Annotated in this window: 18 protein-coding genes and 1 riboswitch; of the genes, 12 read left to right on the top strand and 6 right to left on the bottom strand. The window is 71.9% G+C overall.

What is annotated here, in order from left to right; all coding sequences use genetic code 11:
• Positions 1-135: 135 nt before the first annotated feature.
• From ACIBO8_RS15455 to ACIBO8_RS15445, 3 genes are all read left to right on the top strand, one after another.
• The gene (locus ACIBO8_RS15455; protein ID WP_396115855.1) at positions 136-414 is read left to right on the top strand and encodes a YggT family protein; all 279 of its coding nucleotides are present in this window, start codon (positions 136-138) and stop codon (positions 412-414) included.
• Positions 411-932 (top strand): GNAT family N-acetyltransferase, encoded by a 522-nt coding sequence (locus tag ACIBO8_RS15450; RefSeq protein WP_396115854.1) that lies wholly within the window; start codon positions 411-413, stop codon positions 930-932. Before ACIBO8_RS15455 ends, ACIBO8_RS15450 begins: the two co-directional genes overlap by 4 nt.
• 65 nt (positions 933-997) lie before the next feature.
• Positions 998-1,813 carry an SAM-dependent methyltransferase gene (locus ACIBO8_RS15445; RefSeq protein ID WP_396115853.1) on the top strand — a complete coding sequence of 272 codons (816 nt, stop codon included), beginning with the start codon at positions 998-1,000 and terminating at the stop codon, positions 1,811-1,813.
• A 29-nt stretch (positions 1,814-1,842) separates the two neighbouring features.
• On the opposite strand, the gene ACIBO8_RS15440 is transcribed toward ACIBO8_RS15445, so the two are convergent.
• From ACIBO8_RS15440 to ACIBO8_RS15430, 3 genes are read right to left on the bottom strand one after another with little or no spacing between them, the layout of a single operon-like run.
• Complete coding sequence (locus ACIBO8_RS15440) at positions 1,843-4,032, bottom strand: FtsX-like permease family protein (RefSeq protein ID WP_396115852.1); 2,190 nt, start codon at positions 4,030-4,032, stop codon at positions 1,843-1,845.
• Entirely contained in the window at positions 4,029-4,709 is a 681-nt protein-coding gene (locus ACIBO8_RS15435; protein ID WP_396115850.1) for an ABC transporter ATP-binding protein, read from the bottom strand. Before ACIBO8_RS15435 ends, ACIBO8_RS15440 begins: the two co-directional genes overlap by 4 nt.
• Positions 4,706-5,230, bottom strand: coding sequence for a PadR family transcriptional regulator (locus tag ACIBO8_RS15430; protein WP_396115849.1), 525 nt, complete (start codon positions 5,228-5,230; stop codon positions 4,706-4,708). Before ACIBO8_RS15430 ends, ACIBO8_RS15435 begins: the two co-directional genes overlap by 4 nt.
• 65 nt (positions 5,231-5,295) lie before the next feature.
• On the opposite strand from ACIBO8_RS15430, the gene ACIBO8_RS15425 reads away from it, so the two are divergent.
• Complete coding sequence (locus ACIBO8_RS15425) at positions 5,296-5,817, top strand: putative immunity protein (protein ID WP_396115847.1); 522 nt, start codon at positions 5,296-5,298, stop codon at positions 5,815-5,817.
• 6 nt (positions 5,818-5,823) lie between these two features.
• Here ACIBO8_RS15425 and ACIBO8_RS15420 read toward each other — a convergent pair whose 3' ends face one another.
• Together ACIBO8_RS15420 and ACIBO8_RS15415 are read right to left on the bottom strand one after the other, a co-directional pair.
• Positions 5,824-6,702, bottom strand: coding sequence for a diacylglycerol/lipid kinase family protein (locus ACIBO8_RS15420; protein WP_396115846.1), 879 nt, complete (start codon positions 6,700-6,702; stop codon positions 5,824-5,826).
• Positions 6,699-8,201 carry an FAD-binding oxidoreductase gene (locus ACIBO8_RS15415; protein ID WP_396115845.1) on the bottom strand — a complete coding sequence of 501 codons (1,503 nt, stop codon included), beginning with the start codon at positions 8,199-8,201 and terminating at the stop codon, positions 6,699-6,701. Before ACIBO8_RS15415 ends, ACIBO8_RS15420 begins: the two co-directional genes overlap by 4 nt.
• A 17-nt stretch (positions 8,202-8,218) precedes the next feature.
• Here ACIBO8_RS15415 and ACIBO8_RS15410 point away from each other — a divergent pair, with 17 nt between their 5' ends.
• The 5 genes from ACIBO8_RS15410 to ACIBO8_RS15390 all read left to right on the top strand — a co-directional run bounded on the left by ACIBO8_RS15410 (position 8,219) and on the right by ACIBO8_RS15390 (position 14,737).
• A complete protein-coding gene (locus ACIBO8_RS15410; protein WP_396115844.1) occupies positions 8,219-8,818 on the top strand; it encodes a TetR/AcrR family transcriptional regulator in 600 nt (199 codons plus the stop codon).
• Positions 8,815-10,341 (top strand): glycerol-3-phosphate dehydrogenase/oxidase, encoded by a 1,527-nt coding sequence (locus ACIBO8_RS15405; protein ID WP_396115843.1) that lies wholly within the window; start codon positions 8,815-8,817, stop codon positions 10,339-10,341. The genes ACIBO8_RS15410 and ACIBO8_RS15405 overlap by 4 nt, the downstream gene beginning before the upstream one ends.
• Before the next feature lie 71 nt (positions 10,342-10,412).
• A complete protein-coding gene (locus tag ACIBO8_RS15400) occupies positions 10,413-11,045 on the top strand; it encodes a TetR/AcrR family transcriptional regulator (RefSeq protein ID WP_396115842.1) in 633 nt (210 codons plus the stop codon).
• A 3-nt stretch (positions 11,046-11,048) separates the two neighbouring features.
• The gene (locus tag ACIBO8_RS15395; protein ID WP_396115841.1) at positions 11,049-12,785 is read left to right on the top strand and encodes an ABC transporter ATP-binding protein; all 1,737 of its coding nucleotides are present in this window, start codon (positions 11,049-11,051) and stop codon (positions 12,783-12,785) included.
• Positions 12,786-12,814: 29 nt separating this feature from the next.
• Complete coding sequence (locus ACIBO8_RS15390) at positions 12,815-14,737, top strand: ABC transporter ATP-binding protein (protein WP_396115840.1); 1,923 nt, start codon at positions 12,815-12,817, stop codon at positions 14,735-14,737.
• Positions 14,738-14,801: 64 nt separating this feature from the next.
• On the opposite strand, the gene ACIBO8_RS15385 is transcribed toward ACIBO8_RS15390, so the two are convergent.
• A complete protein-coding gene (locus ACIBO8_RS15385) occupies positions 14,802-17,672 on the bottom strand; it encodes a Calx-beta domain-containing protein (RefSeq protein ID WP_396115839.1) in 2,871 nt (956 codons plus the stop codon).
• Positions 17,673-17,686: 14 nt separating this feature from the next.
• Positions 17,687-17,766: riboswitch (cyclic di-GMP riboswitch) on the bottom strand.
• 259 nt (positions 17,767-18,025) lie between these two features.
• On the opposite strand from ACIBO8_RS15385, the gene ACIBO8_RS15380 reads away from it, so the two are divergent.
• From ACIBO8_RS15380 to ACIBO8_RS15370, 3 genes are all read left to right on the top strand, one after another.
• The gene (locus ACIBO8_RS15380; RefSeq protein ID WP_396115838.1) at positions 18,026-18,586 is read left to right on the top strand and encodes a TetR/AcrR family transcriptional regulator; all 561 of its coding nucleotides are present in this window, start codon (positions 18,026-18,028) and stop codon (positions 18,584-18,586) included.
• Between the two features lie 402 nt (positions 18,587-18,988).
• Positions 18,989-19,315, top strand: coding sequence for a TfoX/Sxy family protein (locus ACIBO8_RS15375; protein ID WP_396115837.1), 327 nt, complete (start codon positions 18,989-18,991; stop codon positions 19,313-19,315).
• 114 nt (positions 19,316-19,429) lie between these two features.
• Positions 19,430-20,926: a family 16 glycosylhydrolase gene (locus ACIBO8_RS15370; protein WP_396115836.1), complete on the top strand. Its 1,497-nt coding sequence runs from the start codon at positions 19,430-19,432 to the stop codon at positions 20,924-20,926.
• The last annotated feature ends 1 nt before the right edge of the window (position 20,927 follow it).

Below are 20,927 nucleotides of genomic sequence, written 5' to 3'. Positions count from 1 at the left end.
CCGGTCAGGTCCGGTGGACGTGGCCGGTTACGGTCGGCGGCATGGCCCCGGCATCGGTCCTCACCCGGGACTCAGCGATTTCACAACAAAGCCCCGCATAGTGGAGACGCCCCGCCGGCTCTCTGGAGGTGTCCCATGGGTCCTGTGCTCGCCGTCGTGAGCCTGCTGTTGCTGTTGGTCCAGGTGTTGCTGATCGCCCGGGCGGTGCTCGACTGGACCGTCGCGATCGCCGGCCCCAGCCTGCCCGGCTCGGTGCGCTCCCGCCTGTCCGCCGGCGTACGGGCGGCAACCGAACCGCTGCTCGCCCCCGTCCGCGGGGTGCTGCCTCCCCTGCGCTTCTCCGGCATCGGCATCGACCTCGCCTTCATCGTCGTGTTCCTCGCCGTCGTCATCGTCCGCTCGCTCCTGCCGTGACGGGTTCCGCCGGCGTACGCGTCCGGGTCGTGCAGCTCACCGGCGCGATCTTCGAGGCTCTCGCCCGGCAGGACCTCGTTGCCGCGAACGCGCTGAGCCCGGTGCCGCTGTCGGCGTACCTGGCCGGTCCCGAGAACGCCGGGGTGTGGCGCCGGCGGCACCGGCAGGTCTCGGCGGACCCGGTCGAGGCGGACTGGGTCACCGGCATCGTCTGGGACGAGGACGGCCGGCGATCGGTCGGGCGCGCCGGCTTCCACGGCCGCCCGTCGCCGTCCGGCCTGGTGGAGATCGGATATGCGATCGACCCGGCGTTCCGCCGGCAGGGATACGCGACCGCCGCGCTGGCCGCACTGCTCGACCGGGCGGCCCGCGAGCCGTCCGTGCGGACCGTCCGGCTGAGCATCGGCCCGGACAACGAGGCATCGCTCGCCCTCGCACACCGCTTCGGCTTCACCCGTGTGGGCGAGCAGTGGGACGACGAGGACGGCCTCGAGCTGGTCCACGAACGGGCGGCGTGATCCCTTGCCATCCAGTCATTAAGATCGGTACGGGACGTTTTCCCCGTCCGGCGGTGGGAGGCAGCGTGAGCGGCGGCAATACGGAGTCCGGTGCGGGTCGGTTCGACTCGACGATCGCCCATCCGGCCCGGCGGTACAACTACTGGCTCGGCGGCAAGGACCACTTCGCCGCGGACCGGGCGTCCGGGGACGCCATCGAGGCCGCCATGCCGACCATCCGGCTCATGGCCGTGGAGAACAGGATGTTCCTCGGGCGGGCCGTGGAGTTCCTGGCCCGCCAGGGCGTGCGGCAGTTCCTCGACATCGGCACCGGCATCCCCGCCCCCGGCAACACCCACGATGTCGCCCAGGCCATCCAGCCCACCACCCGCACGGTGTACGTCGACAACGACCCGATCGTGCTGACCCACGCCCGCGCGCTGATCACGAGCGGTCCCCAGGGCGCCATCGCGTACCTCGACGCCGACCTGCGCAACCCCGAGGACATCCTGGGCCACCCCGACCTGCACGCCACCCTGGACCTCAGCCAGCCGGTCGCACTGCTGCTGGTCGCGGTCCTGCACTTCATCCGCGACGACGAGGACCCGCAGGCGATCATCGACAAGCTCGTGGGCGCCCTGCCGTCGGGCAGCTACGTCGTCGCGTCGCACGCCACCTGGGAATACCAGACCCCGGAGGCGGTCGCCGAGCTGACCGCGAACAACCGCGACGGCCGGTTCGTCCCCCGCACGGGTGAGCGTCTCGGCGAGCTGCTGCACGGCCTCGAGTTCCTCGAGCCCGGCCTGGTGTCGGTGTCCCGCTGGCGCGCGGAGGGCGCCCCGAAACCCCGTCCCTCCATCGAGGACGTCTCGTGCAACGGCGTGGTCGCCCGCGTCCCCTGACCGCGTAACCCCCACAGCGTCTCCGGACGTCAGTCGTTCCGGGCGGACTCCGGACCGGTGATGCGGCGCAGCAGCGGCAGCATCGAGGTGATCACCGCCACCGACACCCCCAGCCCGAGCGCCACGATCACGTAATACCCGGCGCCCGGCGACCTCAGCGTCAAACCCATCTGCGCCTCGAGGAACAGCTCCGCACAGAGGAACCCCGCACCGGCGGACACCACCGCCGCCGTCAGCAGCGGCGTCAGGCTTTCCAGGGCGACCACCCGCCGCAGCGTACCGAGGGACACCCCGGTCAACCGGAGCATGCTGAACGGCCTCTTCCGCTCGGCCAGTCCGCCCGCCACGGACACCGCGAGGCTGAAGCCCGCGATCGCGAGGCTGGTCAGCACCACCACATCGGCCAGGCGCTGCCAGCCGTCGAAGACCTTGGCCGCGTCCGCCTCCCACTCCGCCGGCGTGACCGGTCCCCATCGTGTCGGGTATGCGGCGATGATCAGCGTACGGGCGCGCTCGATGACGGGCGCCGAGCCGTCCGTGTCCGCCAGCAGCGACATCGCCGGCAGGGTGTGGAGGCGGGCCACCGGTACGTCCGCGGCGGGCCAGGGACCGGTGAACTCGTCCGGTCCGACCAGGTCGGAGTACACCCAGGCGACCTTCGCTCCCGGCGCGCACTGCCGGGCCCCGGGCGTACGGGCGACGTCCGCACAGTCGGCGAGGCCGTCCGGGAAGAAGAACGTGGCCGGCCTCGGCAGGTCGTCCGGTGCGATGCGGACGACGGTCACCGCGCGGACCCCGGGCAGGCTCGCGAGTCCGGCCGGGGCGACCGGGCCGGTGGGCGCCGTCCGCGGGTCCCGGAAGATCAGCCCCAGTTCGCCGTCGTAGCCGACCCCGGGCTGCTGGCGGTCGGCGGCGATCGTCGTCATCACGCCGACGGCGACGCTGGTGACGAACAGGGCGAGGACCAGGCCACCGACCGCGCGGAACCCGGCCCTGGGGTCGTCGGCCAGGCGGCGGGCGGCGATCAGCGACTCCGGTCGGCGGGCCCGGCGGGCCAGCAGCCGGGAGCCGGCCATGGTGAGCCAGGGCCCGGCGATGACGAGGCCGGCCATGACGATCAGGATGCCGGGCAGGAACGCCAGGATCTGGCCGTCGGTGGTCTCCGGCCGGCGGCCGACGAAGAAGGCCAGCTCGGTGACGCCGAGCGCCAGCGGCATGAGACGGTACGCCCGCGGCGCCCGCGGCGTGACCCGCCGGCTCACGCCCAGCGGCGAGATCCGGACGCGGCGCAACGCGAACCGCGCCACCAGTGCGGCAGCCGCCGGTACGCCCACCGCCACGGCAAGTGTTCCGCCGACACCCGGCGACAGGTCCGACGGGAACATCGGCGCGCCCGTGAACGGGATGGCGGCCAGCATGTCGCGGAAGGCGTAGAAGAGCACGAAGCCGCCGACGGTCCCGGCCACGGTGGACACCGTCGACTCGACGGCGGCGACGGTCGACACCTGCCGGGGCGTCGCGCCCACCAGCCGCATGGCCGCGAACCGCTGTTCGCGCCGCGTGGCGTTGAGCCGGGTTGCCGAGCCCACCAGGATCAGCAGCGGGAAGATGAGCGCGGCCGCCACGACGGCGAGGATGAGCTGGAGCCCGGACGACGGGATGCCGGCCCAGCAACCGCCCGGGCAGTTCGCGGGTGGACCGTCGGGTATGCGGGCGACGCGTACCGCTCCGGGGCGCTGGGACAGCTCCGCCGGGGTGTATCCGACGACTGCCACGAGCGAGTCCGGCGCGGGCAGGGCGGCCGGGCCGATCGTTCCGGCCATCCGGCCGGGGAAGCGGGCGCCGAGCTGGTCCGCGGGTTCGGTCGCCAGCAGGTCGCGCAGGGCCGGCGACGCGTAGAACTCGCCGGGGCCGGGCAGCCGCGGCAGCCCGGGCGGTACGGGCGCGTCCGGCCCGGCGACGGCGAGGTCGACCCGGCCGACGGCTCGCTTGTCGTACGTGTCCACGCGCAGGTGCCACCAGAGCGGGCCCTGGCCGGCCGGCTGGACGGCGGCGTTCGCCCAGCCGTAGCGGTCGTTCTGGCGTTCGACGCCGGACATCCCCGCCACGGCGGTCAGCAGCATGCCGACGCCGAACGCCACCGCGACGGCGATCAGGATCAGCCGCAGCACCGCCTCGCGGCCCCCCGCGACCGTGAGACGAAGTCCGAAGCGGATCATGAGACGGCCTCGGCGGCGAGGGAGTGGACCCGGCCGTCGCGGACCACGACCTCGCGGTCGGCGTACGCGGCCACGCGCGGCTCGTGGGTGACGACGACGACCGTGGTGCCCTGCTCGCGGGCCCCGTCGACGAGCAGGTCCATGACGTGCTCGCCGGTGAGCGAGTCCAGGGCTCCGGTCGGCTCGTCGGCGAACAGCACGCGGGGCCGGGCCACCAGCCCCCGGGCGAGCGCGACCCGCTGCGCCTGGCCGCCGGAGAGTTCTCCGGAGCGCCGGTGCTCGAGCCCGTCGAGGCCGAGCCGGGGGAACCACTCCCGTGCCTCCCCCACCGCCTTCGCCCGCCGTACGCCGTTGAGCAGCAGCGGCAGCGCGACGTTCTCCTCCGCCGTGAGCTCGGGCACCAGCTGTCCGAATTGGAACACGAAGCCGAACGTGTCCCGCCGCAGCGTGCTGCGGGCGGTCTCGTCGAGCGTGTCGAGGCGGCGGCCGTCGAAGTGGATCTCCCCGGCGTCAGGGGTGAGGATCCCGGCCAGGCAGTGCAGCAGCGTGGACTTCCCGGAGCCGCTGGGGCCCATGACGGCGAGGATCTCCCCGGCGTCGACGGACAGGCTCGCCCCCCGCAGGGCCGGCGTCTGCCCGAACGCCACAGTGACGTCGCGGGCGGCGATGAGGCTCATCGGCGTACCTCCTTGGCGAGGGTGTCCAGGCGGGCGGCGGTGAGTTCGATCCACCGCAGGTCGGCCTCGAGGTGGAACAGGCCGTGGTCGGCGAGCAGCGCGTCGACCAGCCCGCCGGTGCGCTTGATCTCGGTCAGTTCACGCATCCGGCGCAGGTGGGCGGCGCGCTGGGTGTCGAGATATTCCTCCGCCGGGCGCCCGAGCATCAGCGCGAGCGTGACCTTGGCGAACAGCGTCGTCTGCAGGTGCGGCTCGGGTTCCACCGGCTCGGTGAGCCACGCGTCCACCTCGGTGGCGCCGGCATCGGTGATGATGTAGCGCTTGCGGTCGGGGCCCTCGCCGGGCTCCACCTCGCTGATGACGACCTTGCCGTCGCGGGCGAGCCGGCTGAGCGTCGAGTAGACCTGCCCGAACGACAGCGGTTTGCCGCGTCCGAAGTAGGCGTCGTAGTCGCGTTTGAGGTCGTAGCCATGGCTGGGTTCGCGTTCGAGCAGCCCCAGAAGGGTCAGCGGCACCGTCATGCGGCCGACTATACGCTGAGAGTATACGCCGAGGGAATACCGCTCCCGTGCGCAAGGATGACGCCATGGACGACCTGACCCGGTCCGAGCTCCGCGAGGTCGCCGGTTATGCGGCGGCGTGTGCGGGGCCGGCCTTGGAGATCTTCGAACGGGTACGCCCTGACGACCGCCGCCCACGAGCCGCGATCGACGCCGCGCTGGCGTTCGCCCGGGGAGGTGAGCGCACCAAGGCGCTGCGTGACTGCGCGTGGGCGGCCCAGCGGGCGGCCCAGGAGACCCGTGATGCCGGGCTGGCCGCGGCGAGCGATGCTGCGCGCGCGGCCCTGGCCGCGGCCGGTGCGGCGTACCTGCATCCGCTGGCGAAGGCCACCCAGGTCAAGCACATCCTGGGCGCGGCCGCCCACGCCGCCCGGGCATTCGAGCTCGACGCGGACGGCGATCCTGCCGTCGGAGCCGGGCACATCGCGCAGGCCCGGCTCCTGGCGGATCCGGTCGTGGTGGACGTCCTGGGGCGGTACCCCCTGGCCCCGCCCGGTGGCGGGCGCGTCGGAGAACTGATCCGCCGGCTGGACGCGTCGCTACGGTGATCCCGCTCAGGCGCCGATCAACCGGAGAGCGCCCGGGCGCACCGTGACCGTCGCCGGACCCGGCGGCAAGGGCTCGCCGTCGGCGTAGAACGGAGTCGGACGGTCGGTGGCGATGGTGACCTCGCGGACCGGCCGCGACGCGATGCCGGGCATGGTCACGTGCTCGCCGCGGCGCATGGCGGCGAGGACCGGTACGAGCCGGCGGCGCCCCATCTCGCCGATGGTCACCAGGTCGAGGAACCCGTCGTCCAGCCGTGCCGCGGGTGCGACCCGCAGCGCGCCGCCGTACCAGGCGCAGTTGGCCACGACGACAGTGTTGCCGACCAGCCGCTGCGGCTCCCCGTCCACGATCAGGTCATACGTGACCGGACGCCAGCGGGCGAGCACGCCGGCCGCCGCGATCTGGTACGCGATCGGCCGCCGAGGCAGGCGCCAGCGGTTGGCCGCCGCGTTCGCGGCCGCGTCGAGGCCCGCGCAGACGCTGCCGAGCACGACGCGTTCCCCCGCCATCGCGACGTCGACCGGCCGGCTCGGGTGTTGCCGCAGGGCCGCGGCGAAGGCCGCCGGATCGTCGCGCGGCAGCGGCACCGCCCGGGCCAGGTCATTGCCCCGGCCCGCCGGCACCACTCCCAGCTCGGCGTCCGTGCCGACGAGGCCCGCGGCCACCGCCCCGGCCATACCGTCGCCACCGGCCGCCAGCACCGTCTCACCCCGGGCGGCTGCCGCGGCCGCCAGCTCGGTCGCATGCTTCAGACCCCGGCTGTACGTGACGCGCACCCAGGCCCCGCTCTCCCGCAGCGCCCGGGCGAGAGTGATCATCGTCGCCGCGGCGGAGCCCGCCCCGGCGGCGGGGTTGACGATCGCGGTGAACGTCTCGCGCTTCACGGGAGCAGGATTCCAGGATTGAGGACGTCGTGCGGGTCGACGGCGCGCTTGACCGCGTGCAGCACGGCGGTGCCGACCGGGCCGATCTCCTGGGCGTACCAGGAGCGGTGGTCGCGGCCGACGCCGTGGTGATGGCTGATCGTGGCGCCCGACTTGACGATCGCCTCGCCCGCCGCCGCCTTCGCCGCCCGCCACTGCGCGATCGGGTCCTCCGCCTGCGCCGCCACGACGGTGAAGTAGAGCGACGCGCCGGTCTCGTACACGTGGGAGATGTGGCACATGACCATGGGCGGCGTCCCTGCCGCACTCAGCGTGCCGACCAGCGCGTCCCGCACGGCGGCGTACGTCTGCGGCAGACGGTCCCAGAACGTCGCCGTCTCCAGCGTCTCGGCGAGCGCTCCCGCGTCCAGCAGGGCGTCCCGCAGGTACGGCGCCCGGAACCGGCCGGCCTCCCACGCCTTCCCGGGCTCCTCCCCGAGCGGCTCGCCCCCGTACTCCACGAGCCGTTCGGCCGGGTCCGCGCCCGGGAAGTGGCCGACGATGGCGAGGCAGCCGCCACCGGCCTCCGCTCCCGAGCCGGTCGCCGCGTTGATCGCCGTCTCGGCCTCGTCGGAGAGCCGCAGCACCACCGGCAGCGGGCCGTCCTGGGCAAGCGCCCGGACCGCCCGCATCCCCGCCTCGAACGACGGGAACGCCCATCCGGCGTACTGCAGCTCACGCCGCGGGCGGATGCGCACGGTGATCTCGGTCAGCACGCCGAAGGCGCCCTCCGAGCCGAGCAGGAGCTGGCGCAGGTCCGGCCCGGCCGCGGACTGGGGCGCCCGGCCGAGGTCGAGGGTGCCCGCGCCGGTGGCCGCCCGCAGGCCGACGACCATCTGGTCGAACCGGCCGTAGCCCGCCGACGCCTGGCCGCTGGAGCGGGTGGCGGCGAAACCGCCGAGCGTCGCGTACTGGAACGACTGCGGGAAGTGGCCCAGCGTGAAGCCTTCGGCGTTGAGCATCTCCTCGGCGCGCGGCCCTGGCACCCCGGCCTGGAAGGTGGCCGTGCGGGAGGTCCGGTCCAGGCGCAGGAGCCGGTCGAGGCCGCTCAGGTCGAGGGCCACCACGCCGGTGTAACCCTCGCGGACCGCCCGCAGCCCGCCGACGACGGAGGTACGCCCCCCGTGCGGCACGACCGCCACCCGGTGCTCGGCCGCCAGCCGCAGCACCTCGAGCACCTCCTCGTGCGAGGCCGGCCGGGCGACGCCGTCCGGCGCGTCCGGCACCGCGCCACCGCGGGCGGTGAGGAGGTCCTCGGTGGACATCCCGGTGGCGTGGCCCAGGCGGGCGGCCGGTGAGACGTCGAGCCCGGGGAAGTCCGGCAGGGGCGCGGGTTCGGGCAGCACCGGCTCGGCCGCCGGCCGCGGCTCGGTCACACCCAGTGCGGCGGCGAGCAGGTTGCGCACGGAGGACGGCAGCGTGACGGCGTCGGCGGGATCGCCCCAGCGGAAGGTGGTCATGGGTTACACTGTGACACATGACGTCAACTCGTAACACCCCCGGGGACGACGATCTCCTCAACGCGGCCCGGGACTGCGTGCTCGCGGTCGGCCTGCGGCGCACGACGCTCACCGACGTGGCGCGGCGAGCCGGCGTCTCCCGGATGACGATGTACCGGCGCTGGCCGGACATGGCGACGCTCATGGCGGACCTGATGACCCGCGAGTGGAGCACGCTGGCCTTCGCGGCGGAATCGGACGCGCAGGGCGAGACGGCACGCGACCGCATCGTCGACGGCCTGGTCCGCGGCTCGCGGGCGCTCCGCCGGCACGCGATGTTCCGGCGCGTGGTCGAGCTCGACCCCGAGGTGCTGCTGCCGTACCTGGTGGATCGCCGCGGCACCGTGCAGGACGCCATCCTCGAGCACCTCGTCGCGGCGATCGGCGAGGGGCAGGCCGACGGCTCCCTGCGCCGCAAGGACCCGGTGCTGCTCGCGCGTACGGCGGTCCTGGCCGTGCACGGCTTCGTCATCTCGGCGTCGACGATGACCGGGCCGGACGGGGCGGACGGCGCCATCACGGAGGACGCGCTCGACGACGAGCTGCGCCTGCTCCTCGACCGGCACCTGAAGCCGTGAGCGCCACCTCGTTGTCCGCGGCCCGCCGCCGCCGCGACCTCGCCGAGCTGGCCGGCGGCAGGACGGTCGATCTGCTGGTCGTGGGCCTGGGCGTGACCGGCGCCGGGGTCGCCCTGGACGCGGCGTCCCGCGGGCTGTCGGTGGCGGCCGTCGACGCCGGCGACCTCGCCTTCGGCACCTCCCGCTGGAGCTCCAAGCTGGTCCACGGTGGACTGCGCTACCTCGCCGGGGGGCACATCGGGCTGGCGTACGAGAGCGCCGCCGAGCGGGACGTGCTGCTGCGGCGTACGGCCCCGCACCTGGTCAGCGCGCTGCCGTTCGTGCTGCCGCTCACCCCGTTCGTCCCGGCGCCGAAGGCCTGGCTGGCGCGGGCCGGGTTCGCCGCCGGCGACGCCCTGCGCATCGCGGCCGGCACCCCACGCGCCGCCCTCCCCCGCTCCCGGCGCATCTCGGCCGCCGAGGTGCGGCGGCTGGCCCCGGCCGTACGCCGCTCGGGCCTGCGCGGCGGGTTGATGCAGTGGGACGGTCAGCTGGTCGACGACGCCCGGCTCGTGGTGGCGCTGGCGCGTACGGCGGCCGGCTTCGGCGCGCGCATCGTGACCCACTGCGCCGTCGAGGATCTCCATGGTCGCGGCGCAGCCGTCCGCGACACCCTGACCGGCGAACGCCACGAGGTACGCGCGCGGGCCGTCGTCAACGCGACCGGCGTGTGGGCCGGACAGCTCGACCCCTCGGTACACCTGCGCCCGTCCCGCGGCACCCATCTGGTCCTGCGCGCAGCGGCACTGGGCCACCCGACGGCGGCCCTGACCGTACCCGTGCCCGGCGAGACCAACCGCTTCGTCTTCGCCCTTCCCCAGCCGGGCGGGCTGATCTACGCCGGGATCACCGACGAACCGGTGGACGGTCCGGTGACCGACGTCCCGCAGCCCAGCCCGGCGGAGGTCGGTTTCCTGCTCGACGTGTTCGCCACCGCGCTGGAGGCTCCCCTCACCGACGCCGACGTCGTAGGTACGTTCGCCGGCCTGCGGCCGCTGCTGGCGGGACGGGCGGACAGCACCGCCGACTTGTCCCGGCAGCATGCCGTGCGCACCTCGGCGGCGGGCGTTACCACCGTGGTGGGCGGCAAGCTCACGACGTACCGGAGAATGGCGGCCGACGCGGTCGACGCTGCGGTGACCCACGCGGGGTTGAGCGCGGGTCCATGCCGGACCGCCCGGCTGCCGCTGGTGGGGGCCGCGCCGGCCGCCCGGCTGGCCCGCCTGAGCGCGCCGGCCCGGCTGATCGCGCGCTACGGCGACGAGGCTCCGGCCGTGCACGCCCTCGGCAGCGAGAATCCGGCGCTGCGGGAGCCGGTGGCGCCCGGCGTCGAGGTGACCGGCGCCGAGCTGCTCTTCGCGGTACGCCACGAGGGCGCCGTGACCGAGGAGGACCTGCTGGACCGGCGCACCCGCCTCGGCCTGGTCCCGGCGGACCGGGAGCGCGCCGTGCCGGCCGCCCGGACGGCGCTCGCCGACGCCTGAGCTGAAAGCCGACTCAAGGACATGACAAATATCAGTGGCTGAGTGAGTGCTCGCTCAGTAGTCTTCCCGGCATGAGTTCCACGCCCGGGCAGGTCCGCCGGCGCCGGGTGCCCGCGATGGCACCCGACGACCGCCGGGCCGCCCTCATCGCCGCCACCATTCCCCTGCTGCACGAGTTCGGGCTCGACGTCAGCACGCGGCGGATCGCCGAGGCGGCCGGGGTCGCGGAGGGCACCATCTTCGGCGTCTTCCCCGACAAGCAGTCGCTGGTCGTGGCGGCTCTGCTGGAGACGCTCGACCCCCAGCCCACGGTGGACGCCATCGCGGCCATCGACCCGGGCGCCGGGCTGCGCGAGCGGCTGTCCCGCGCGGCCACGCTCATCAACGGCCGCTTCGCCGAGAACGCCCATCTCATGGCCGGCGCCCGCAAGCTGGTGCTGGCGTCCGGCAGCCATCCCGAGGCGGCCGAGCGGATGGCCCGCTCCCGGGAGCGGCTGCAGGCGGTGCTCGCCGAGCTCATCGCGCCCGACGCCGCCCTCCTGCGGCGCCCACCGGCCACGGTCGCGGCGCTGCTCCTGCTCTTCTGCGGCGCGAATTCCTTCGGGCCGTTCGGTGATCCCGACCGCTTCGACGGGGACGAGATGGTCTCGCTCCTGCTCGACGGCCTGCTCGTCCCTTCCCCAACCGATCAGAGGGGTGCCTGACAGGTGCTGATCCGACTACTGCGTGCGCGGCTCCGGCCGTACGGAAGATCGATCCTGCTGGTCGTGTTCTTCCAGTTCGTCGCCACGCTGGCCACGCTCTATCTGCCGACCGTGAACGCCGACATCATCGACCACGGCGTCGTGCCCGGCGACACCAACTACATCATGCGCGTCGGCGCGGGGATGCTCGGCGTGTCCCTGGTGCAGATCGCCGCGCAGATCGCGGCCGTCTACTTCGGCGCGCAGACCGCCATGGGCGCCGGGCGCGACATCCGGGCGGCGATCTTCGCCCGGGTGATGGACTTCTCGTCCCGTGAGGTCGGGCAGTTCGGCGCGCCCTCGCTCATCACCCGCGTCACCAACGACGTGCAGCAGGTCCAGATGCTCGTGCTGATGGGGTTCCTGCTCACGATCTCCGCACCGATCATGTGCGTGGGCGGGGTCCTGCTCGCGCTGCGGCAGGACGTGCCGCTGTCCGGGCTGCTGCTGGTGATCCTGCCGCTGCTGCTGATCGTGGTGCTGATCCTGATCCGCCTGATCCGGCCCCTCGTGCGCCGCATGCAGGTCCGCATCGACAAGGTCAACCGGATCATGCGGGAGCAGATCACCGGCATCCGGGTGATCCGCGCGTTCGTCCGTGACGAGCACGAGCAGGCCCGCTACGGCGCCGCCAACGACGAGCTGACCGACGTCTCGCTGCGGGTCGGCAAGCTGATCGCGATCATGTTCCCCAGCCTCATGCTGATCGTCAACCTGTCGAGCATCGCCGTGCTGTGGTTCGGCGGTCACCGCATCGAGAGCGACGCCATGCAGGTGGGCGCGCTCACCGCGTTCCTGAGCTACCTCATGCAGATCCTCATGGCGGTCATGATGGCCACCTTCATGTTCGTCATGATCCCCCGGGCCGACGTGTGCGCCGAGCGCATCGAGGAGGTGCTGTCCGCCGAGACGTCCGTACGCGTCGCGGCGAGCCCGGTCACCGAGCTGACCCGGCACGGCGAACTGGAGCTGCGCGACGTCACCTTCCACTACCCGGGTGCGGAGGCGCCGGTGCTCTGCGGCGTGCACCTGACGGCCCGGCCCGGCGAGGTCACCGCCGTCATCGGCAGCACCGGCTCGGGCAAGACCACCCTGATCAACCTGGTGCCACGGCTCTTCGACGCGACCGACGGCGAGGTTCTCGTCGACGGTGTGGACGTACGGCAGCTCGACCCCGGCCTGCTGTCGCGGCTCGTCGGCCTGGTGCCGCAGAAGCCGTACCTGTTCGCCGGCACGGTGGCGTCGAACCTGCGCTACGGCAACCCGGACGCCACCGATGAGGAGCTGTGGGCGGCGCTCGAGGTGGCGCAGGCCCGCGACTTCGTGGAGCGCATGGAGGGCGGCCTCAACGCCAAGATCGCCCAGGGCGGCACGAACGTCTCGGGCGGTCAGCGGCAGCGGCTCGCGATCGCGCGGGTCCTCGTGCACCGGCCCGAGATCTACCTCTTCGACGACTCCTTCTCGGCGCTCGACTACGCGACCGACGCGGCGCTGCGCTCGGCACTGGCCCAGCAGACCGCGGACGCGACCGTGGTCATCGTCGCGCAGCGGGTCAGCACCATCCGCGACGCCGACCGGATCGTCGTGCTGGACGAGGGCATGGTCGTCGGCACCGGCACCCACACCGACCTGATGGACACCAACGAAACCTATCGGGAGATCGTGCTCTCCCAGCTCACGGAGCAGGAGGCAGCGGCGTGACGGCTCCCGGCAGGCCGGGTGGGGCGCCCATGGGCGGGCCCCGGCCGATGATGGGCGGCGGCGGTATGCCGGCCGAGAAACTGCAGGACTTCAAGGGCTCGAGCAAGCGCCTGCTGCGCATGCTCCGGCCCCAGCGGATGCTGGTCGGCGCCGTGCTGCTGCTCGGCATCGCGAGCGTGACGCTGTCGGTGGTGGGCCCCCGCATCCTGGGACACGCCACCGATGTCATCTTCGCGGGCGTCGTCGGCAAGAGCGTGCCCGCCGGCCTCTCCAAGGACCAGCTCGTCGCGCTGCTGCGGGCCCGCGGCGAGAACAACCGGGCGGACATGCTCGCCGCCATGGACTTCGTTCCCGGCCAGGGCGTCGACTTCACGCGGCTCGGCCACATCCTCCTCTGGGTGCTGGCGATCTATGTCGGAGCATGGCTCTTCGGCGTGCTCCAGGGCCGGCTCACCGCCCGCGTGGTCCAGGCGACCGTGTACAGGCTGCGTCAGGACGTGGAGGCGAAGCTCTCCCGGCTGCCGCTGTCCTACTTCGACAAGCAGGCCCGCGGCGAGGTGCTCAGCCGGGCCACGAACGACACCGACAACATCGCGCAGACGTTGCAGCAGACGCTCGCCCAGCTCGTCACGTCGCTGCTGACGATCGTCGGCGTGCTCGCGATGATGGTGTGGATCTCTCCCCTGCTGGCGCTTATCGCCCTGGTTACCGTGCCCGTGTCGATCTTCGTCACCACCCGCATCGGCAAGCGCGCGCAGCCGCAGTTCGTCGCGCAGTGGGCGACGACGGGCCGGCTCAACGGGCACATCGAGGAGATGTTCACCGGCCACGCGCTGGTCAAGGTCTTCGGCCGCTCGCGGGAGGCGGCAGCGACCTTCGAGAAGCACAACGCCAAACTGTACGAGTCCAGCTTCCGCGCCCAGTTCATCTCGGGCCTGATCCAGCCGGCCATGCTGTTCATCAGCAACATCAACTACGTGCTGGTGGCCGTGGTCGGCGGCCTGCGGGTGGCCTCCGGCTCCCTCTCGCTCGGCGAGGTGCAGGCGTTCATCCAGTACTCGCGCCAGTTCAGCCAGCCCCTGACCCAGGTGGCGAGCATGGCCAACCTGGTGCAGTCCGGGGTGGCCTCGGCCGAGCGGGTCTTCGCCCTGCTGGACGCCGACGAGCAGACGCCCGATCCGGCATCCCAGGGGATGCGCCGCGTCGAGGGCCGGATCGCCTTCGAGCACGTCTCGTTCCGCTATCTGCCGGACAAGCCGCTGATCGAGGATCTGTCGTTCACCGTCGAGCCGGGCCAGACCGTGGCGATCGTCGGTCCCACGGGTGCGGGCAAGACGACGCTGGTCAACCTGCTGATGCGGTTCTACGACGTGTCGTCGGGCCGGATCACGCTGGACGGCGTCGACATCGCCACGATGCCCCGGGCGGAGCTGCGCGAGCACATCGGCATGGTGCTGCAGGACACGTGGTTGTTCGGGGGCACCATCGCGGACAACATCGCGTACGGCGCGGACGATCCGTCCACTGCGGACGTCGCGGCGGCGGCGGAGGCGGCGCACGTGGACCGCTTCGTCCGGTCCCTGCCCGACGGCATGGAGACGGTGATCGACGAGGAGGGTTCGAACGTCTCCGCGGGCGAGAAGCAGCTTGTCACGATCGCCCGGGCGTTCCTGGCGGAGCCGAGCATCCTGATCCTGGACGAGGCGACCAGCTCGGTGGACACCCGCACCGAGGTGCTGATCCAGCGGGCGATGAACACGCTGCGCACGGGCCGTACGTCGTTCGTCATCGCGCACCGGCTGTCGACCATCCGCGACGCCGACGTGATCCTGGTGATGGAGGACGGCGCGATCGTCGAGCAGGGCGGCCACGACGAGCTGATCGCGGCCGGCGGCGCGTACGCCCGGCTCTACTCGGCGCAGTTCGCGCAGGCGGCCGTCGAGGTGGAGTGACCGGAGGCGGAACGGCGGAAGGGGGCGGCCCGGCGGGCCGCCCCCTTCGTCACTGCCTGGAGGTTCAGCGAATCGTGACGCGGGCGCTCTTCGAGGTGTTGGTCAGCATGCCGACGTCGCCGTCGCCGTAGACCGTCGCCTTGTAGAGGTAGGACTTGCCCGACTTGAGGCCGGTCAGCACCCGGACGTACTTGCCCTCGGAGTTCAGCCGGCCGGTGCCGACCGTGCTCCAGGTGCCGTCGCTGTTGGCGCGCAGCAGGCGGACCGAGAGGCCGCCGACCCGCGGGTCACCGAAGACCGACAGCGTCGCGGTGCCCGTGGCGGAGGAGCGGACGTAGAAGTCCGGGTCCTGCTTGAGGTACACCTTGATCGCGTTCGACTGCTGGTCGCCCACGGCCGTACGGAACCACCAGCCGGTCGTGGTGAACCGCGGGAAGAAGCTGTACTCACCCTGGGAGTTCGCCGTGGTGGTGCCGAGGTCCTGCCACGGCTTGTCCGCGTCGGCGCCGATCGGCGTACCCCACAGCTTCACGGTCGCACCGGCGGCCACCTTGCCGCTCAGCCGCAGCGAGCCCACGCCGAGCCGGTAGGTCGACGACGACATCAGCGTCGGCGCCGGAGCGGGAGCACCGCCGTCACTGGCCGCGATGGTGACGACGCCGTTGACGACCGTGCCGTTGACGGCGTTACCGGAGGCCAGGATGGTCTCCGGGCCCTCAGGCGTGGCGTCGTCGGTCAGCTTGAGGCTGGCGATCAGCTTCGGCGTGCCGGAGAGCGTGCCACCGTCGATCTTCACTGCCTTGGTGCCCGGGTTGGTGAAGTCGTCGGCCGAGGCGGCCGTGCTGCCCTTGACCGAGGCACCGGCGAAGTTGATGTTGAAGAACGTGTCGTCCTGCGCGACGCCGGTGACGACGCCCATGACGTCCACGGTGTCGCCCTCGTTGCCCGTGACCGAGGTGACCTCGAACGACGGCATGTCGTCGTCGTTGGTGATGGTCAGGCTCGCGTCCGAGTCGTCCCCGTCGATGTTGCCCGACGCGGTCAGCGGAACGGTCACGGTCTCGTTCGGCTCGAACACCTCGTCGCCGTTGACGAGGAAGTACAGGTAGCCCGTGGTCTGGCCCGCCGGGATCGTGACCGTACCGGTGGGCGCGATGTAGTCGAACTCACCCGGGGCACCGGCGATGTCGTCCGTCGCGGAGCCGGTGATGGAGCCGATCGTGAACGTCGACTCCTGGTAGCTCGGGTTCGACAGCTTGATCGGGAACACCGCCACGGATCCCGTGTCGCCCTCGTTCATGACGATCGGCGCGACGGTGTACGTCGGCGTGGCGTCGTCATCCTTGATGGTGACGGTCACCGTGCCGCTGGTGCCGTTGCCCGTCACGTCCGCGGTCGAGCTGTCCAGGTCGATGTCGAACGTCTCGTCCGGCTCGTCCGTGGTGTCGCCGACGATGTCCACCGTGAAGGACTTCGACGTCTCACCCGGCTGGAACGTCAGCGTGCCCGAGGTGTCGAAGATGTCCGAGACGTTGTCGGCCGCATTGAGGCCCGAACCCGCGACGTCGTAGTCGACCTTGACGACCTGGCCCGACTCCTTGTTCAGCTTGACCGTGTAGGTCTTCGCCGTCCGGCCGCTGTTGCCCTCCGTGATCGCCGCGGTCGGCGACAGGGTGGCGGTGGGGTTCGGGTCCGTGTCCGTGATGGAACCCGTCGCCTCCTTGTCGTCCCCGAGCACCCCGATGGTGGGGTTGCTCAGCGTGACGTGCATGTCCTCGGTAGCCTCGGCGATCGTGTCCGAGACGGTCTTGACGGTGATCTTCTGCTTGGTGCTCGCGTCAGCAGGCGTGTTCGTCGTGGCCGCCGCGAAGGTCACCGTGCCCGTGGCCGCGGTGTAGTCGGTGCCGGCCTTGGCGGTGCCGTCCGTCGAGTCCGGTTCGTCCGCGCCCGGGCCGTCAGCCGTGGTCCAGGCCGCCGTCATGGGCCGTTCCGAGGCACCGGTCGAGGTGACGTCGAAGACCAGCGAGCCGCCCTCGTCGATCGTCGTACCGGCGATCGTGATCTGCGGCGCCTCCTCGTCGTCCACGATCGTCACCTTGGCGGACTCGGTACCGGTGACCGTGGTGCTGGCGCCGCCGTTGACGGTGAGGTCCTGCTCCGACGCCTCGTACAGGTCGTCGTCGGTGATGTTGACGTAGAGCTTACTGCTGGTGTTCGTGCCCCGGGGAATCGTGATGCTGCCCGGGGTGAACGTGTAGTCCTGACCCGACTTGGCCGTGCCGGCCGCGACCGTGACGGGGATGCTGACGTCCTTGCCGGACACCTCGTCCAGCTCGGCCGTCACTGTCACCTTGCCGCCGGCGAGGTCCTCGGCGGGCATGGGGTCGCTGACGATGAGGGTGTAGCCGGGAGCGTTGTCGTCGTCGGTGATGCGGCCCTCGGCGCTGTCGGTGCTGCCGCCGCTCTCCAGGTTCACCGTGAACGCCTCGGTGGGCTCGTCCGTCGTGTCCTGGATCGAGTCCACGGTGATGGTCAGCGTGTCGCCACCGTACTTGCCGTCGGCGTCGGGCGTGGTGTCAGCCGGGAAGTGGAGCGTCCCACTGTCGTCGGTGTAGTCCTCGTCCGCGGTCGCGTCCCCGAGGCTGGTGCCACCGGCGATCGACCAGTCCACGTCCGTGCCCGTGTTGATCGCAGAGTCGCTGAGGTCGCGCGTCACCTCGAAAACGAGCTGGTCACCCTCGTCGGCGATGACGGTGGTGTCGACGAACTTGAAGCCGCTGATGGCGGCCTGGGCGGGCGCGCTGATGAGAACGGCCGGGGCGAAGGCGATCGCACCGGCGACGGCGGCCGAGAGGACCGTCCGGACCGACTTGGGTCCACGCAGCATGAACGGAACCGAGCCGCTCTTCGCCGCATGGGCTGGTTGATAGCGCATGTACTTCTGTCTCCTTCGGCGGCTGGGCCGCCTCCCGCTCGGGAGGTCCCTGGCTTTGCGTCCCCGCCTCTCGACGGGTTTGCCTTTTCTCGGTGCCGCACGCGACGGCGGTGAAGCGCCGGCCACGAAGCCGGTACGGCGCGGTCGGAAGCACGGGGACAAAGCTCGCACTTGGGAACTGCGCCGGTCGTACTGTAACCACGGATTTGCGGCGGTGTAGGGGAAATGGACTTTTCGGTCGGATAGCCCCCTCCGCGCGGTTTTGTGGCCACTCGGGTCGGCAATGATCATCTTTTCGTCCGACGTCAGGCGGATCCCGGCGCGACTTGGTTACCGCCGGTAACATCGCCCGCATGGCCGCCTACCACCACGGAAATCTGCGGGATGCGATCCTCTCGGCAGCCGCCTCCGCCATCGCGCGCGACGGCGTCGGCGCGCTCAGCCTGCGCGCCATCGCCGCGGAGATCGGAGTGAGCCACACCGCGTTCCGGCGGCACTTCGGCAGCCGCGAGGGCGTGCTCAACGCGCTCGCGGTCCAGGGCAACCGCTGGCTCGCCGACGAGCTGAGCGCGGCAGCGAGCATCGGCGATGTCCTCGACGTAGGGGTCGCGTACGTCCGGTTCGCCCTCGAGCATCCCGGCCACTTCACCGTCATGTTCCGCACCGACCTCCTGGACAACGGCGATCCTGAGCTGATCGCCGCACGGGCCGCGGCCATCGCACCGCTGCGCGACGGCGTCCGTGCACAAGGGAGCGCAGATCCGGCCGCGGCGGAGGTGGCCGCCTGGGGCCTCGTACACGGGGTCGCCGCACTGGCGCTGGGCGGCGCCCTGCAGCCCGGAGGTGGACCCGCTTCGGACGCCGACGCCCAGGGCCTTGCCCGGCGCGCGCTGGCACTGCTGAGCACCACCTGAGAACGACGCCGCCGCGCGAGCCACCGGAACCCAGCTCAGGAGAACGACGAGCACCGAGATCGCGACCAGCGGCCGGCGGCGAGAGCGGCGGAGGACGCCTCGAACCGCTCGCGCACGTACGCCGGGGTGAGGCCGGCGCTGAACGGCGCCTGCGCCGCCGGCGCCTCCGGATGCGCCGGCGCCCAGCGGGCCTCCTGCCCGTCGCCGAGGTCCGCCCGGCGAGGCCCGAGAGGGCGTACCGGAGGAAATAGCCTCGGGGAAGATCTTCTGCGCGTCCGGGGTCGAGGGCCGCGACCAGCCGCACGCCCGCCACCAGCGCTACGAGGGTGACCTCGACGGCGGGCGATCCCGCGCAGCATGCGCGGAGCCTAGGAAACCCGCCGCCACCGGTACGGTCGGATCATGGCTTATGACGAGGCCCTGGCCCAGCGGATCCGCGACCTGCTGGCGTCCGTGCCGGGGATCACCGACAAGCGGATGTTCGGCGGTCTCGCGTTCCTGACCGACGGGAATCTGACCGTCGCGCTGATGGGCGACGACCTCATGGTCCGCGTGGGCCGCGACGCCGCCGAGCAGGCCCTCACGGCGCCCGGCGCCCGGCCGTGCGACATCGGTGGCCGCCTGATGCGCGGATGGGTGCTGGTGGACGGCGCCGTGCTGGACGACGACGTCCTGGACGCCTGGGTAGGCCGGGCGCGGGCGTTCGTGTCGACGCTGCCGCCGAAATAGCGGAGATTGGCATTAGGGCAGCCTTAAGCCAGCATTAGTGACCCATGTGCGCGGCTGTGATCTATGGGCACGCACCTATACGCTCCGACATCGACGAACCACAAAGGAGAGTTGATGTTGCGCAGGGCGCACGAGCCGGCCCACGCACCGGCGCCGCGACGGGGGATCCGCAGCACGCGGTCCCTCACCGTCATCGGGATCGCCGTCGTGACCGTCACCGCCGCGACGCTCGTGCCGGTCTTCGCCGGCGACGACAACGGGCTCACGCTGCACCCGGTGGCCGACACGACCATCACCCAGGTGCCGCAGGACGGGGACAACAGCGTCAAGACCACGCTGGCGAGCTGCCCGGCGCTGTGCGACAACAACCCGCACGGACGGCGCGACGCCACCCTGCAGTTCGCGGTGGACAAGCTCCCTGTCAACGCCACCAAGGTCAAGGCGACGCTGCGCGTGTACGCCTGGCACGACGTCGCCGCCCGTATCCTGGCCCGCGCCCTCCCCGGCGACCTGTCGGTGGCGAGCAGCCCGGCGCAGCTCGCCACGGCCGGCAGCGTGGAGGCGCTGGACGGCGTCAGGAAGGGCTACAACGAGTTCGACGTCTCCGCGTCGGTGCAGCGCAACGGCACCTACACGTTCGCGCTCTCGCAGGAGAACGTGAACACCCGGGTGTACTGGGCGTCGCGCGAGAACTCCAAGGACAACCTGCACCCCGAGCTCGTGCTGTCGTACGAGACGCAGGGCAGACCCACCGCACCGGCGACCGCGTTGCCGCCGCCCACCACGGCACCTGCCACCACGCCGCCAACCACCAAACCCGCGCCGACGAAGACCACCGATGCGCCGGCCTCGCCGACCACCAAGCCGCCGGCCGCCACCACTGCCCCGGCACCACCGTCCGGCTGGAAGCTCGTCTGGAACGACGAGTTCAACGGCGGCAGCGTCGACAAGTCGAAGTGGAACCTGCGCGACGGCGAGGGACGCGACATCGACATGGGCTGCAACGTGGACAACCCGAAGAACACCTTCGTCGGCGGCGGCAACCTCACGCTGCGAGCACTACGGGAGAACTCGTCCTGCAGCTCGCAGAACCGTCAGTACACGCAGTCGTATCTCGACACCATCGGCAAGGCGTCGTGGAAGTACGGCCGCTTCGAGATGCGCGCCAAGTCGCCGAACAAGCCGGAGACGTCCAAGGGCCTGTGGCCGGCGTTCTGGCTGCGCCCCGACGACGGCGGCAACGGTGAGATCGACGTCACCGAGCTCCCCGGCGGCCAGGACTGGTACGACAAGTCCACCGCGGCCATCTTCTGGGACTACACCCCGGTCAAGCAGGACACCCGGATCGATCTGCCCGCGGGCGGCTACCCGGCGGACGGCTTCCACACGTACACCACCGAATGGGATGCCACCGCGCTCAAGTGGTACATCGACGGCAAGCTCGTCTGGACCCGGGACCGCAGCACCACCCCGTGGTACGACAAGGCGTTCACCAAGCCGTACAACATCCGGCTCAACTTCCAGGTCGGCGGCTGGCTGGGCGATCCGGACGGCAGCACGCACTTCCCGGCGGACTTCCTCGTGGACTACGTACGGGTCTATCAACGCTGAA

The organism is Actinoplanes sp. NPDC049681 (genome assembly GCF_044465265.1).
Taxonomy (GTDB): Bacteria; Actinomycetota; Actinomycetes; order Mycobacteriales; family Micromonosporaceae; genus Actinoplanes.
The sequence above is the reverse complement of the archived record's forward strand: the minus strand, read 5'-3'. Positions and strand labels throughout refer to the sequence as shown.